At 76.2% G+C, this 14072-nt stretch carries 10 protein-coding genes; 2 read left to right on the forward strand and 8 right to left on the reverse strand.

All coding sequences use genetic code 11. The annotated features are described in order from the left end of the window. Positions 1-191: 191 nt before the first annotated feature. Together ITJ44_RS06990 and ITJ44_RS06995 are read left to right on the forward strand one after the other, a co-directional pair. Positions 192-2216, forward strand: coding sequence for a S8 family serine peptidase (locus ITJ44_RS06990; RefSeq protein ID WP_194633971.1), 2025 nt, complete (start codon positions 192-194; stop codon positions 2214-2216). After that, positions 2213-5050, forward strand: a complete 2838-nt coding sequence (locus ITJ44_RS06995; protein ID WP_194633972.1) for a hypothetical protein — start codon at positions 2213-2215, stop codon at positions 5048-5050. The genes ITJ44_RS06990 and ITJ44_RS06995 overlap by 4 nt, the downstream gene beginning before the upstream one ends. Before the next feature lie 63 nt (positions 5051-5113). On the opposite strand, the gene ITJ44_RS07000 is transcribed toward ITJ44_RS06995, so the two are convergent. From ITJ44_RS07000 to ITJ44_RS07035, 8 genes are all read right to left on the reverse strand, one after another. Next, positions 5114-5614: a GNAT family N-acetyltransferase gene (locus tag ITJ44_RS07000; protein WP_194633973.1), complete on the reverse strand. Its 501-nt coding sequence runs from the start codon at positions 5612-5614 to the stop codon at positions 5114-5116. Continuing rightward, entirely contained in the window at positions 5611-6495 is an 885-nt protein-coding gene (locus tag ITJ44_RS07005; protein WP_194633974.1) for an alpha/beta fold hydrolase, read from the reverse strand. Before ITJ44_RS07005 ends, ITJ44_RS07000 begins: the two co-directional genes overlap by 4 nt. A 38-nt stretch (positions 6496-6533) precedes the next feature. Further along, a complete protein-coding gene (locus ITJ44_RS07010) occupies positions 6534-7379 on the reverse strand; it encodes a transglutaminase family protein (RefSeq protein WP_194633975.1) in 846 nt (281 codons plus the stop codon). Continuing rightward, positions 7376-8305 carry an alpha-E domain-containing protein gene (locus tag ITJ44_RS07015; protein WP_041465411.1) on the reverse strand — a complete coding sequence of 310 codons (930 nt, stop codon included), beginning with the start codon at positions 8303-8305 and terminating at the stop codon, positions 7376-7378. Before ITJ44_RS07015 ends, ITJ44_RS07010 begins: the two co-directional genes overlap by 4 nt. 5 nt (positions 8306-8310) lie before the next feature. Further along, positions 8311-10020, reverse strand: a complete 1710-nt coding sequence (locus tag ITJ44_RS07020; protein ID WP_194633976.1) for a circularly permuted type 2 ATP-grasp protein — start codon at positions 10018-10020, stop codon at positions 8311-8313. A gap of 66 nt (positions 10021-10086) precedes the next feature. Then, positions 10087-10260: a hypothetical protein gene (locus ITJ44_RS07025; RefSeq protein ID WP_194633977.1), complete on the reverse strand. Its 174-nt coding sequence runs from the start codon at positions 10258-10260 to the stop codon at positions 10087-10089. A gap of 117 nt (positions 10261-10377) precedes the next feature. Then, positions 10378-11703: a nucleotide disphospho-sugar-binding domain-containing protein gene (locus ITJ44_RS07030; RefSeq protein WP_194633978.1), complete on the reverse strand. Its 1326-nt coding sequence runs from the start codon at positions 11701-11703 to the stop codon at positions 10378-10380. Beyond that, positions 11700-13979 (reverse strand): glycosyltransferase, encoded by a 2280-nt coding sequence (locus tag ITJ44_RS07035; protein WP_194633979.1) that lies wholly within the window; start codon positions 13977-13979, stop codon positions 11700-11702. The genes ITJ44_RS07030 and ITJ44_RS07035 overlap by 4 nt, the downstream gene beginning before the upstream one ends. Positions 13980-14072: the final 93 nt, after the last annotated feature.

Consider the following 14072-nt stretch of genomic DNA (forward strand, 5'->3'; position numbering starts at 1 on the left):
GTCGAGGAAGAGTACCCGCCCTGATCGACGGGACGGTGGCTCCCTGCCGAACGGACGGCGCGGCGTCCCGGATCCGCGGGCGCCGCGCCCGCGGATCAGCACACTCCACAGGTGCTGAGAATGCTTCTCGATACGGGATAGCCTCCGCACGCGCCATCGCGCACTCCCCCTGAACCGAATACGGATCCCGCATGCCCTCACGCCCCTCGTCCCTCCCACCCGTCGAGGCCTCCGGGCCCGGCGAGCGCCCGCCGACGGAGGGGCGGATCCGCACCCTCGTCCGCCGCGCTCCCCGGCCCGCGCGCGTCCGGTCCCTCGCGCTCGGCACGGGCGTCGTCGCCCTCGCGGCGGTCGCGGCGGTCGTCGCGAGCGCCCTCGCGGGCACCGGATCCGCCTCCGCCCTGGCCGACCCCTCCGCCGCGCGCGCCGCGTCCGGCCCCACCGCGTCCGGCCTCCGCGCGCTCGACGGGTCGGCGCCCTCGTGGCCCGCCGCCGACGCCGCCGTCCGGCTGGGCGACGCGCCCGCGGACGCGACCGTCGCCTTCACGGTGCTGCTGGATCCGGCCCGGTCCGACGCCGCACCGGCCGTCGCCGCGTGGCTGCGCGACCGCGGCCTCGACGTGGGCGACGCGCGCGGCGAGGTCGCCGCGCTGCCCGTCTCCAGCACGCTGGCGGTCGCGTCCCGGGCCTTCGACACCGGGTTCGCCCGGTTCCGCGTGGGCGGCCGCGAGGTCGTCGCCCCGGAGCGGACCCTCGCCGTGCCCGCCGCCCTCGACGCCGTGCGCGGCGTCGCCGGCACCGTGCAGGGCGACGTGCTGATGCCGTCGGACGCCGAGTCCGACGCCGCGCGGGCCGCCGACGCCGCCGACGTGCCCGCGGCCGCGGACCCCGTTCCCGCGCCGATCCCCGGGCAGGCGACCGGCGGATCCCCCGCCTCCTCCGCCGACGACGGCACGTGCGCCGCCTGGTGGGGCCAGCGCCTCACCGACGCGTGGCCCGCGTCCGTCGACGTCGCCCACCGCTCGAACTCGCTGTGCGGCTACGGCCCGGCACAGCTGCGGCGCGTCGACGACGTGCCGGCCGAGGACCGCGGAGCGGGCGCCACCGTCGCGATCGTCGCGGCCTACGACGACCCGGACACCCGGGCCGACACCGACACCTACTCCCGCGCCGTCGGCGAGCCCGCGTTCGCGGCCGGCCAGTACCGCGACCACCCGTCCGCCGCGCCGCGCACCGGCATCTGCGGTGGCCCGACCGCGTGGACGGACGAGCAGCACCTCGACGTGCAGGCGGTCCACGCCATGGCGCCGGACGCGGCGATCTCCTACTGGAGCGCCGACGACTGCACGAGCACGAGCCTCTACACGCGGATCCTCGACGCGGCGGAGGACGGACCGGACGTCATCAGCCTGTCCTTCGGCGCGATGGAGGGCCTCGACACCGCCGACGACCGCGAGCTGCTCAACCGGGTGCTCGTGGAGGCGGCGTCGCGCGACGTCTCCGTGTTCGCCTCCACCGGCAACGACGGCGACTACAGCGGCGTCGGCGACCACGGCGGGAACGCCACGGTGGCGTCGCCCGCGTCGAGCCCGTACGTCACGGCCGTCGGCGCGACGAGCACCGGGCTCGCCGAGGACGGATCCATCGCCGTCGAGGCGGGCTGGGAGACCGAGACCCGCTTCGCCCGCAACGGCGCCCTCATCCCGCCGGGCTTCGCGTTCGGCGCGGGCGGCGGCCAGTCCGCCGAGTACGCGCGGCCGACCTGGCAGGCCGACCGGCTCGCCGTCCCGGGCACCGGGCGGCTGCTGCCGGACGTGGCCTCGCTGGGGGATCCGGACACGGGCTTCATCACCTACGGCCCGCACAAGGGCAGCACCCGGTACGCGGCGCACGGCGGCACGAGCCTCGCGACGCCGATGGTCGCCTCCATGGTCGCGATCTCCAAGGCCGTCACCGGCCGGCGCTTCGGGCTCGCGAGCCCCGCGCTCTACGCGCTGATGGGCACGAGCGCGCTGCGCGACGTGCAGCCCGCCTCCGCGGCCACGTGGTCCCCGACGGGCCCGTCGGCGGGAGCGCTGTGGCCCGAGACGCTCTTCCTCTGGGACACCGGGAGGCAGACGCTGCGCTCCGGCCCCGGCTGGGACGACGTGACCGGGGCCGGCGTGCCCGCGGGCCGCGCGTTCATCGAGGGCCTCGGCGCGGGAGCCGGACGATGAGCCGGGTGACGCGCGGATCCTCCCCGCGCCTCTCCCTCGGGATCGTCGGCGCGACCGGCGCCGCCGGAGCCGCCGCCCTCGCGGCGCTCTTAGCCCTCGGCGGCCTCGCGCCCCTGGCGGCGCACGCGACCGACGCCGTGCTCGCCCGCGCCTCGGGCGTGGAGATCGTCGACATCGACGGCGACACGCTCCTGGCGCCGACGCCGCTGGCCGAGTGGTCGGCGGGTGCCGCGGTCACGCGCACCGCCGCGTCCACCGGCGACGTGCTGAAGGAGAACACGACCCGGACGACGGGTCTCTCCGCGACGGCCGGCCCGACGGGCGCGTCCAGCGCCGTCGCGAGCGGCCAGCTCCAGCTCCGCGACCGGCCCGCGATCGTCTTCTCCGGCCTCACCGTGTCGTGCACGCCCGGCGGCACGCCCGCCGTGCACCTCGACCGGCTGACCATCGGCGGGGCGGACGTGACCGCCGACGCGGACGCGACGCCGGGCTGGACGCGCGACCTCCCCGAGTCGGTCTACGGCGCGACCCGCGTCATCGTCGGCGCGACCAGCGCGGGCGACGGCGGATCCGCCACCACCGTCGGCATCGACGTGGAGGCGGAGGCGGGCGCGTCGGAGATCTGGCGCGTGCGCACCGGATCCGTGACGTGCGCCGCGGCCGCGGTCTCCCCGATCCCGACGCCGTCGGCCTCGCCGACGCCGGCGCCCACCCCCGTGCCCGACCCGGATCCGACGCCCGCGCCCGATCCGACCCCGGCGCCCGATCCCGCGCCCGCGCCCATCCCGGCATCCGGCCGCGTCGCCACCGGCGTCACCGTCACGGCCCCCGACGGCACGCGCGTGATCGACGGGCAGCCGCGCGTCGAGGGCCGGGGCCGCCGCGCCACGGCCGACGCGCTGCAGGCGACGGACGGATCCGCCGAGCACGCGGACTCCGTGCGCGTCGAGACCGGCGCGGACGGCACCACGACGGTCGGCGTCGGCTCGTTCGAGCAGCTGCCGGGCGCCCCCGCCGACCCGCTGGCCGAGTACCGCTGGACGGCGTTCCGCGTCTACGGGCTCACCGCCACGGTCACGCCCACGGGCGTCGTCTCGACCGAGTTCGCGGATCCCGGCAGCGCCGTCTTCGTGGACGGCCGCTGGATCGACACCACCACCGACCTCTACACGGGCGTCGACGAGCAGGGCGCACCCCGGCTCACCGTCGCGTTCGGCGAGCACGAGACGGCTGCCGACGGCACGGTGACGGTCACCGCGGTGCACTACCGCGACCTCACGGGCGCGCACCCGGACGTGCGCCTCGGCACGGTCGTCGTGCCGCCCGCGGCCGGGCAGGTCGTGGGCGCGTACGGCGTCGGCGTCACGGGACCGGACGGCACGGTGCTCGTCGCGCCGCAGCCGACCGCGACCGTCGCCGCGCCGCACGCGGCGGCCGACGCCGTGACGGGCACGGGCACGGATCCCGACACCGCGTCGGCCGTCGCCGTCGACCTCGGCACGGGCGACGCCGCGGGCACCGCGACGGTCGACGTGGGCGCGTTCCGGCAGGTGCCCGGCGCCTCCACGGATCCGCTCGCCGACTACCGCTGGCCGGCCCTCCGGGTCGCCGGCCTGCACGCGGCCGTCTCCGCCGCGGGCGCCATGACCGTGTCGTTCGCCGACGCGGGCAACGCGGTCTTCGTGGACGGCGTGTGGATCGACACGACCACGGACCTCTACACGGGCGTCGACGAGCAGGGCACCCCGCGCGTCGAGGTGCGGTTCGGCGAGCGGACGGTCGCATCCGACGGCACGGTGACGCTCACGGCGCTGCACTACCGCGACCTCACCGGCCGCCACCCGGAGGTGCGGCTGGGCGTCGTGACCGTGGCCGCGGGCAGCGCGGCGACGCCCGTGCCGGATCCGGGACCCGCGCCCACCCCGATCGTCCCGGACACGGCACCCGCCGGCTGGTCGGCGTACGGGATCCGGGCGACCGGGCCCAGCGCCGTCGCGGCGGCGCCCGTGGCGCGGCCGGACGATGCGGCCCCGGCAGCGGCCGACGCGCCGTCCGCGCTCGGGCTCGCGCCGGACGCGGTCAGCGCCGCCGACGCGACGACCGCCGCCGACGCGACCGCCGCCGACCCCGCCGCCGACGCAGGGGACGGCGCCGCCGGCCAGATCCGCGCCTCCGGCATCCGCCTCGCCTCGAGCGCGGGATCCGGCAGCGCGGCCCTCGACGACATGTCGCTCTACCCGGGCAGCCGCCTGGCCGTCCGGATCCGGGGTCTCCGGGTCGAGGTCGCGGACGGCACGGCGCGCGTGACCAGCGACGGCGGCAGCGTCGCGGGCTCCCCGCTCGCGGCGGGCGACATCGCCCCGGGCACGCGGTTCGCGCTGCCCGACGGCGGATCCGCGGTGCTCGCCGAGGACGTGACCGCGGGCGCGTCCCGCACGGTCACGGGCCTGCACCTGGTCGACGCCTCCGGGCTCGACGCGGACGTGTCCGCGGCCGTGGTCACGACGGCCGCGGTGGCGGCGGACCCGGGCGGCTCCGGCACGACGCCCGGCGGGTCCGCGTCCGGCGGGTCCGCATCCGGCGGATCCTCGTCGGCTCCGGCCGGCACCGGCGGGGCGGCCTCCCCCGGCGCCCTGTCCGCCGACGGATCGAGCCCGACCGGCACCTCGGGCGGGAGCGCGAGCGCGAGCCTCCGCGGCTCGCTGCCGCGCACGGGGTCCTCGCCCGCGTCGGCGCTCGCCCTGGCCGCCCTCCTGCTGACCGTCGGATCCGCGAGCGCGTTCGAGGCCCGACGCCGCCGACGCGCGCGGACGGGCCGCCCGGCGCGCGCCTGACCGGCCGCACCGCACCGCCGCCGCCCTCCGTCCCGCATCCCGCGGGCCGGAGGGCGGCGCGCGTCAGCCGCGGAGCAGCAGCACGTCGGATCCGCCCTCGCGCCCCACGGCCACGAAGCCGAGCGACTCGTAGAGCGCGCGGGCGCGGTCGTTCCCGTCCTCCACGCTGAGGCTCACGGCCGGGGCGCCGGATGCGCGCACCGCGTCCACGAGCGCCACGAGCATCCGCCGCCCGAGGCCCCGGCCGCGCGCCGACGGCACGAGCGCCATGCCGAGCTCGGGGATGTCGGAGGCGACGAAGCCGTAGCCGCGGTCGTCGTCCGCGAACAGGCGGGCCCACGCCGCGCCGACCGGATCCCCCGCGACCTCCGCGACCACGCCCACGTCGCCCGCGCGCGGCCAGCCGGCCACGTAGTGCGCGAGCTCCGGCGTCGCGAGCATGCGCTCGCGCGTCATCGACCCGTCGTCGCGCCAGTCCATCGACGCCAGCAGCATGTCCTCGAGGAACGCGAGGTCGTCGGCGCGCGCCGGGCGGAGCGTCGCCTCGGGCAGCGCGCCCGTCATCGCGCGTCCTCGCCGTCGGCCGCGACCACGCGCGTCTCCAGCCAGCTCCGCAGATCCGCGACCACCTCGTCGCGGTTGGTCTCGTTGTAGATCTCGTGCCGCGCGCCCGGGTACACGATGAGCAGCACGTCGCTGAGCCGCGAGCGCCTGCTGTAGTCGCGGGCGAGCAGCTGCATCCCGCGGCGTCCGCCGAGCGAGTCCTCCTCGCCGCCCTGGATCAGCACGGGCAGGTCGGTCGCGAGCTTCCGCGGCGGCCGGCCCATGATCTGCACGGAGTCGCGCATCCGGTACGGCTTCAGCACGTTGACGTCGAAGTTCCGGTCGTCGGCGCCGAACGCCCGCTGCGCCTCCGGATCCCGCGACAGCCACTCGAATCCGGACGCCGCCGGGTGCCGCCAGCGCTTGTTGAGGTCGCCCGTGTTGATCACGCCGGGCATCGCGAGCGACGCGCCGCTCAGCACGAGCCCCGCGTACAGGTGCGACGCCCGCGCGACGATGCGCTGCGCGAGGAGCGCGCCCCAGCTGTGGCCGAGGAGCACGAGCGGGAGGTCGGGGTGCTCGCGCCGCAGCTGCTCGCTCACCAGCTGGATCCCGTCGAGCGCCGCGAGGTGCCGCCTCGGCCCCAGCACGCCGATGCCCAGGTGGCCGAGGCCGGTGGCGCCGTGCCCGCGGTGGTCGTCGGCCGCGACCGTGAACCCCGCGGCGTTCAGCTCCCGCGCGAGCCGGATGTAGCGCAGCGCGTGCTCGCCGACCCCGTGCGCGATGTGCACGACGGCCTTCGGGCGCTCGGCCTCCCACACGTAGTAGTGGAGGGTCACGCCCTCCGCGTCCACGAGGGTGCGGTGGTCGGCTCCGCCGGTGGAGCGCTCGTCGTCGGGCATGGATCCAGACTAGGCGGCAGCGCCCCGCCCGCCGAGGGTCAGGACTCGCGCGTGATCTCCACCCGCACGAACAGCTTCGACCGGAACGGCCCCGCGTAGATGCCGCGCAGCGGCGCGACGTCGCGGTAGTCCCGGCCGCGGCCGACGAGCACGTGCCGGTCGCCGATGTCGATGAGGTTCGTGGGATCCCAGCCGCGCCACTCGCCGCAGAACCACTCCACCCACGCGTGCGACTCGCCCGTGACCGTCTCGCCGACGGCCGCGTTCGGCTTCGGGTGCAGGTAGCCGCTGACGTAGCGCGCGGGGATCCCGACGTGCCGGAGCGCGCCGATGACGATGTGCGTGATGTCCTGGCAGACGCCGCGCCCCTGCTCCCACGCCTCGCGCGCGGTCGACTGCACGCTCGTGACGCCGGCCATGTACTCGACCTTCTCGCCGATGGCGCGCGCGATGTCCGCCGCGGCCTCGCACGGGGTGCCGGCCCCGCCCGCGATCTCCTCCGCGAGCGCGCGGACCTCCTCGTGCGGCTCGGTGCGCATGGTCTGCGCGACCTGCTCCACGCGGTCCGTCGCGCGCTGCACGTCGACCGCGAGGTCGTCCCAGCCGAGCTGGTGCGGCTCGTGCGTGCGCGGGCGCACCTCGACGAGGCTCGTCGCCGTGAGCTCGAGCGAGCGGTGCGGGCTGAGGATCTCGAACGAGGAGACGCGCGTGCCGAAGTAGTCGACGTAGGTGTGGTGCCCCGGCTTCGGCTGGATGTCGAGGTTCGAGTACAGGACGAACTGGTTCTCGCTCGACACGGGCAGCATGCGCGCCTCGTTGTACGACGCGGTCACCTCGCCCTCGTAGTGGAAGCCGGTCCGGTGGGTGATGCGCAGGCGGTTCACGAGTTCTCTCCGACCCAGCTGGGTGCCGCGTTGGTGGGGAAGTAGCGCTGGCGGACGGCCTCGCTGGTGGCGGATGTCGCCTCCTGCACGGCGTCCATGAAGCGCGGGAGGTCGTCGAGGATCTCCGCGATCGGCCGGTACTCCAGCTCGCTCCGGATCTGCCCGAGCAGCCGCTGCGCCTGGTCGGACACCCCGAGCCGGTCGGTGCGCGGCTCGATGTCGTGCAGGCACTGCTCGGCGCGGCGGATCGAGTGCGTGATCGACCGCGGGAACAGCCGGTCGAGCAGCAGGAACTCCGCCGCGTTGCGCGCGCTCGGCACGCCGCGGTAGGTGCGGAGGTAGGCCTCGTAGGCGCCGCAGGAACGGAGGATCGTGGTCCACGACGGGCCGCTCGCCTCGGTGAGGGCGCGCGTGGCGAGGAGGCGGGCCGTCATGTCGGCGCGCTCGATGGAGCGCCCGAGCGTGAAGAACTGCCACGCCTCGTCGCGGCTCGTGCCCGACTCGACCAGCCCGACCGCGAGGGCCGAGCGCTCGCGCACCCAGCCGAAGAACTCGTGCACGCGGTCGTTGGCGATCTTGCGGGGCATGCGGGCGCGCGTCGTGTTGAGGCACTCCCACAGCTCGCTGGAGACGATCTCGCGGGCACGGCGGGCGTTCTCCCGCGCGGCGCCGAGCGAGTAGGCGATGGAGGCGGGCTGCGTGCGGTCCACGGCGAGGAGCGCGAGCACGTCGTCGCGGCCGAGCACGTCCTCGCTCGGCACGTCGCTGCCCATGACGCTCAGGAGCGAGCGGCAGGCGGTGTCCTCGTCGATCCACGGATCCTCCAGCAGGAGCTGCAGGTGCACGTCGAGGATGCGGGCGGTGCCGTCCGACCGCTCGATGTAGCGGCCGATCCAGAACAGCGACTCGGCGATGCGCGACAGCATGGGCATCAGCGGTCCCCCTCGGTGGTGTCGGCGGCCGCGGCGGAGTCGGCGGCCGCGGCGCCCGGAGCGGCCGCCTGCTGCTGCTGCTCGTGCTGGTCGCGGTTGCGCGGGGCGTCGTGCGGCGACTGGTCGGGCGCCTTCTCGCCGGGCGCGATGATCGGGATCGACGTGGTCACCGCGGCCTGGTCGGCCACGAGCGCCTGCACGCTGCGCTCGCGCGTCGCCGCCGGGAAGCCGGAGTCGCCGACCACCCAGGTGTCCTTGGATCCGCCGCCCTGGCTGCTGTTGACCACGAGCTGGCCCTCGGGGAGCGCGACGCGCGTGAGCCCGCCCGGCAGCACCCAGATGTCGCGGCCGTCGTTGACGGCGAACGGGCGGAGGTCGGCGTGCCGCGGGCGCATGCCGTCCTCCACGAGCGTGGGGATGGTGCTCAGCTGCACGACCGGCTGGGCGATCCAGCCGCGCGGGTCCTTCAGCAGCCGCGCGCGCAGCTCCGCGAGCTCGCCCGCGCTGGCGGCGGGGCCGACCACGAGGCCCTTGCCGCCGGATCCGTCGACGGGCTTCACCACGAGCTCGGGCAGCCGGTCGAGCACCTCCTCGAGCGAGTCGGGCTCCTCGAGGCGCCAGGTGTCGACGTTCGGGATGATGGCGTCCTCGGCCAGGTAGTAGCGGATGAGGTCGGGCAGGTACGTGTAGACGAGCTTGTCGTCGGCGACGCCGTTGCCCACCGCGTTCGCGATGGTCACGTTGCCGAGGCGCGCCGCGAGCATGAGGCCGGGCGAACCGAGCATGGAGTCGGCGCGGAACTGCAGCGGATCCAGGAACTCGTCGTCGACGCGGCGGTAGATGACGTCGACGCGCATGGGACCGCCCGTGGTGCGCATCCAGACGCGGCCGCCGGAGCAGAACAGGTCGCGGCCCTCGACGAGCTCGACGCCCATGAGGCGCGCGAGCAGCGTGTGCTCGAAGTAGGCGCTGTTGTAGACGCCGGGCGTGAGGACGACGACGTTCGGGTCCTCGACGCCGTCGGGCGCGCTCGCGCGGAGCGCCTGCAGGAGCTTGTTCGGGTAGTCGCCGACGGGACGCACCCGCATCGAGACGAACAGCTCGGGGAGGGTCTGCGCCATGACGCGGCGGTTCGAGATGACGTAGCTGACGCCCGACGGCACGCGCACGTTGTCCTCGAGGACGCGCATCTCGCCGGCCTCGTCGCGCACCAGGTCGATGCCCGAGACCTGGATGCGGACGCCGTTGGCCGGGTCGATCCCCGCGGCCTGGCGGTGGAAGTGGCTGGACGAGCTGATGAGGCGGGCGGGGATCACGCCGTCGCGGATCGCGCGCTGGGGCCCGTACACGTCGGCGAGGAACGCCTCCAGCGCCCGGACCCGCTGCGCGACGCCCTTCTCGAGGCGGCTCCACTCGGCCTGCTCGATGACGCGCGGCACGGCGTCGAGCGGGAACGGCCGCTCCTCGCCCGCGAAGTCGAAGGTGACGCCCTGCGCGAGGTAGCTGGTGGCGAGCGCGTCGGTGCGGTCCTTCAGCTCCTCCTTGGTCATGCGGGAGAGGGCCGCGTGGATCTCGCGGTAGGCCGCCCGCGCGACGGCAGGCTCCCCGGCGACCGGCGGATCCCGGAACATCTCGTCGAACGGCATCGCGCCGCCGGTGGCGCGGCGTGCGGCCGCGAGCGTGCCGTATCCCTCGAAAAGATCACCCATGCCGGGAGCGTAGCCGGGCCGTGTGTCCGGTTTGTTACCGCGGCGGCCGTGCCTGCGGGACGCGGATCAGGCGTCGGTGCGCTTGAGGACGTGCGCCGGGATCGCGATGGACGCCGCGACGCAGAGGATGCCGGCGAAGAAGGCCAGCAGCTCGAAGCCGTCGATGTAGAACGCGAACGCGAACAGCGCCATGCCGCCCAGGAAGAGGGCGAACGCGATGATGAAAGCGACGATGTTCACGAGGGCACCTGGATCCGTTGACGAGACTGGGGGCGACCGCCGCGCCGGGGCGCGTGACGCGGTCATCCCCGAGTCTACGAGATCGCGGCGCGTGCGTCGCCCGGTGGGGAGACCCGGTCAGCGCGCGGCCTGCTCCGGCCGGATCCCGCCGGCCAGCGCCTGGTGCGCGCGCTGCGGACCGGGCGACCGGGTGAGCGCGGCCGCGATGGCGTCGAGCCCGGCGCGCTGCGTGCCCGTCGGGTTGAGCAGCGCCTTGGCCGCCTGGCGCAGCTCGGTGACGGTGGCGACGTTCGGGGCCAGCGCGATCCCGAGCCCGGCGTCCTCGAGGGCCGCGGCTCCCGCGAACTGGTCGGTCGAGAGCGGCAGCACGAGCATCGGGACGCCCGCCGTCGCCGCCTCGGTGACGGAGTTGTTGCCGCCGTGCGTGACGGCCAGGTCGGCGTGGCCGAGCAGCGTCACCTGCGGGAGGAAGGGGCGGACGAGCCAGTCCGACGGGATGTCGCCGAGGGCGTTCCGGTCGGTGGATCCGGTCGCGAGCGCCACGCGCACGTCGAGGTCGCGCAGGGCCGCGGCGATCCGGGCGAGCACGTCGTCGCGCACGGAGAGGAAGCTGCCGAGCGACACGTAGACGATGGGGTCGCCGCCGGCGTCGATCCAGTCCTGCACCTCCGCCTCGGGCGCCTCGCGGCGGACGGCCGAGCCGATGAACGCGTGCGGCGGCAGGAGCTCGGAGCGGTCGGGGTCGTGCAGCTCCTCGGGGTAGTTGAGCAGGAGCACGTCGCCGGCCTCCGCGAACGCGTCGCGGCTGGGCGGCATGTGCGGCGCGAGGATCGCCAGGGCGTCGTTCCACTGCGCCGTGAAGCGGTCCCGCACGCGCTCGCACAGGGCGCGCAGCTCGTCGAGGTCCTCCTCCTCGGGCTCGAAGGCGGCGGGCCACGCGGGCGGGAAGCCGTAGACCTCGCCGCCGACCGGCAGCGCGCTCGGGTGGCCGAGCACGACGTCGGCGTGCCGGGTGCCCGAGGCGAGGAGGGCGAGGCGCGCGCTGAAGGCGAGGTGGTCGACGATCACCTGGTCGGGGCGCACCTCGTCGAGGATCCGCTGCACGGCGCGCGCGGTCTCCACCGGCTCCCACAGCAGGTCGTCGCTGCGCGCCTCCGCCTGGAAGCGCAGGGTCTCGACCATGCCGCGGCGCGTGGCGGCGAAGAAGCCGCGGAGGGCGTCGTCCTCGCCGGTCGGCTGGTCCTCGGCCTTGATGGTGCCGGGGTTGGATCCGCGGCCGAGGCGGAGGTCCACCCGCTCGAAGCCGGAGGCCTCGACGATGCCGGCGGTCGCGGATCCGGTCGCCACGACCACGCGCTCGCCGGCCTGCTGCCAGGCCGACGCGAGCGTGATGAGGGGGAAGAGGTGGGACGCGTAGTCCGGGCTGATGACGAGCAGGGTCATGAGGCGCTGAGCTCCCAGAGGGTTCGGTCGTCGGCTGCGGCGACGTCGCGGTAGACGCGGGACAGGGTGCCCGCCATGGCCTGGATGGTGAAGGTGCGGGCGACCATGTCGCGCGCGCGGTCGGCGGCGGCCGCCGCTCCGGGGCCGGCCGCGATGTCGAGCGCGCGGGCGATCCCGGTGGCGAGCTCCGCGGGATCCGCCGTGTCGACGAGGAGGCCGGTCACGCCGTCCTCCACGTAGGTCGCGGGTCCGCCCGACGCGGGCGCGACGACGGGCAGGCCCATCGACATCGCCTCGAGGAGCGCGACGCCGAACTCCTCCTTGATGCTCGCGCACGCGTAGGCGCCGCCGGGGGCGCTCAGGCCGGGGCGGCCGTAGCGGACGGCGGCCAGCCAGCGCGTGACCGTGTCGTTGCCGCGGTGGCCGGCGAGCAGGAGGCCGTGGCGGGCCGCGTCCGCGGGGCCGTCGGCGTCGGGCACGGCCTCGAGGATCCGCGTGAGCTGCTCGCGCTCCTCGGGGCTCGGGGCGTCGAGGTCGCCGCCCACGATGAGGAGGTTGGCACGGGAGCGGAGCGCGGGATCCGCCGCCCAGACGTGCGCGAGCGAGGCCATGCCCTTGACCCGCGCGAGGCGCCCGACCGAGATGACGAGCGGCAGTCCGCGGCGCTCCTCGGGGAGGCCGGCGAGCAGGCGGTCGAGCTCGACGAAGGCGCGGGCGGGGGCGCCGTCCGCGTCGGCGCCGAGCAGGGCGTCGTCGCGCGAGCGCTCGATGGCGGAGACGTCGATGCCCTCGGCGACGACGCTGTGGCGCTCGGGGTGCGCGTCCACGTCGATGCCGACGAGGCGGCGCATGTCGCGCTTCAGCTCGGGGCGCGGGAAGAGCACGGTGTGGGCGGCGTCGGCGGCCAGGCGCTGCACGAGCCGCACGCGGAACCAGTAGTGCTCGCGCGCGTCGACCGCGCCGAAGCCGTCGCGGGTGAGCGCGCCGGACCGGTCGAGCGCGTCGACCACGCCGTGCGGATCCGGCGCGACCGTGAAGACGACCGGGATGCCGAGCTCGCGCGCGACCGTGGACGCGGCGAGCGTGCCGACGTCGGCCATGCGGAGGTGGACGGCGTCGACGCGGCCGGCGGCGCGCAGCACGCGGCGGATCCCCCGCTCGGCCTCGACGCGGTGCGGCCACGCCTCGGGCAGCGAGCGCGGGCCGCCGAGCATGGGGATGTGCGCGAAGACGTGGCCGTCGTCGCCGGCCGTGACGCGGGCGAGGGAGCCGAGGGCCTGGTCGGGGGTGCCGCGGGAGAGCGTGATGACGCGGTCGACGGGGCGGTCGGCGACGGCCGCCTCCGCCCCGAGCGGCGCGGCGGGCGGAGCGGCGACGACGGCGCGGCCGGGCGCGGGCGCGGGCGCCCCGTCGGCGGCCGCGGGCGCGACGAGCGCGTCGCCCAGCCGCACGAGGAGCGTCGCGATGCCGCCGTTGTCGCCCGCGCCGACGTGCGTGAGGCCGGCGTCGATGTCGGCGTGCAGGAAGAGCTGGACGACGGTGAGGCCGGGGCGCGCGGGCCGCGCGGCGAGGGATCCGTGGTCGCCGTCGCGGCGGGCGATGTCGAGCACGGCCAGGCGCGCGACCGCGGCCACCTCGTCGTCGCCGCGCGCGATGTCGGCGACGAGGGCCGCGATCGCCTCGCCCGCGGGCCGGTCGCCCAGCGCGGCGACCGCGGCGGACCGGGTGAGCGGACCCTCCGCGGCGGCGGGGGCGATGCGGAGGAGCACGCGCTCGGGGATCCGCCCGGGCACGAGGCCGATCGTCTCCACGAGGCGCGACCGGGCGTCGTCGCCCTGCACGCCGAGCAGCGCGTTCTCGAGCGCCAGCGCGACGTGCTCGGGCGTCGACCCGGCCCACTGCTGCAGGGTGCGCTGCGCGAGCATGCCGGGGAAGCCGCCCTCGACCACCATCGCGACGAGGCCGGACACCGCGTCGAAGCGCGGCAGGCGGGTGCCGAACGCCCAGGCGGCGTGCTCGCGGATCCACCGGACGTCGTGGTCGAGGAGCGCGACGAGCGCGAGGTCGGCGGCCTCGTCGAAGACCTGGGCGAGCGCGTGGATGGCGGCGACGGCCGTGAGCTGGTCGGCGGGATCGGCGGCGGCGCGGGCGAGCAGGCGCACCGCGCGGCCGCCGCCGTCGCGGCTCGCGGCGACCGTGAGCTCGTCGGCCTCCTGCATCACGTCGAGGATGCGCGCGGCCTGCGCGACCTGGTCGAGGCTCGTCTGGATCCCCATGCTCGTGCCCCTTCTCGGGTCGGTGCTCCTCGGTCGGAGCCGGGATGCGCCTCGCGCGGGAGCGTCCGCTCCCGGGACAGCCACCCGGCCCTC

Origin of the sequence: Clavibacter sp. VKM Ac-2873 (genome assembly GCF_015351075.1) — a bacterium.
Taxonomy (GTDB): Bacteria; Actinomycetota; Actinomycetes; order Actinomycetales; family Microbacteriaceae; genus Clavibacter.

Bases quoted from the DNA above. Each gene is read 5' to 3' on its own strand.
- ITJ44_RS06995 (WP_194633972.1), top strand. From the start codon at position 2,213: ATGAGCCGGGTGACGCGCGGATCCTCCCCGCGCCTCTCCCTCGGGATC.
- ITJ44_RS07000 (WP_194633973.1), bottom strand. From the start codon at position 5,614: ATGACGGGCGCGCTGCCCGAGGCGACGCTCCGCCCGGCGCGCGCCGAC.
- ITJ44_RS06990 (WP_194633971.1), top strand. From the start codon at position 192: ATGCCCTCACGCCCCTCGTCCCTCCCACCCGTCGAGGCCTCCGGGCCC.
- ITJ44_RS07035 (WP_194633979.1), bottom strand. From the start codon at position 13,979: ATGGGGATCCAGACGAGCCTCGACCAGGTCGCGCAGGCCGCGCGCATC.
- ITJ44_RS07005 (WP_194633974.1), bottom strand. From the start codon at position 6,495: ATGCCCGACGACGAGCGCTCCACCGGCGGAGCCGACCACCGCACCCTC.
- ITJ44_RS07020 (WP_194633976.1), bottom strand. From the start codon at position 10,020: ATGGGTGATCTTTTCGAGGGATACGGCACGCTCGCGGCCGCACGCCGC.
- ITJ44_RS07015 (WP_041465411.1), bottom strand. From the start codon at position 8,305: ATGCTGTCGCGCATCGCCGAGTCGCTGTTCTGGATCGGCCGCTACATC.
- ITJ44_RS07030 (WP_194633978.1), bottom strand. From the start codon at position 11,703: ATGACCCTGCTCGTCATCAGCCCGGACTACGCGTCCCACCTCTTCCCC.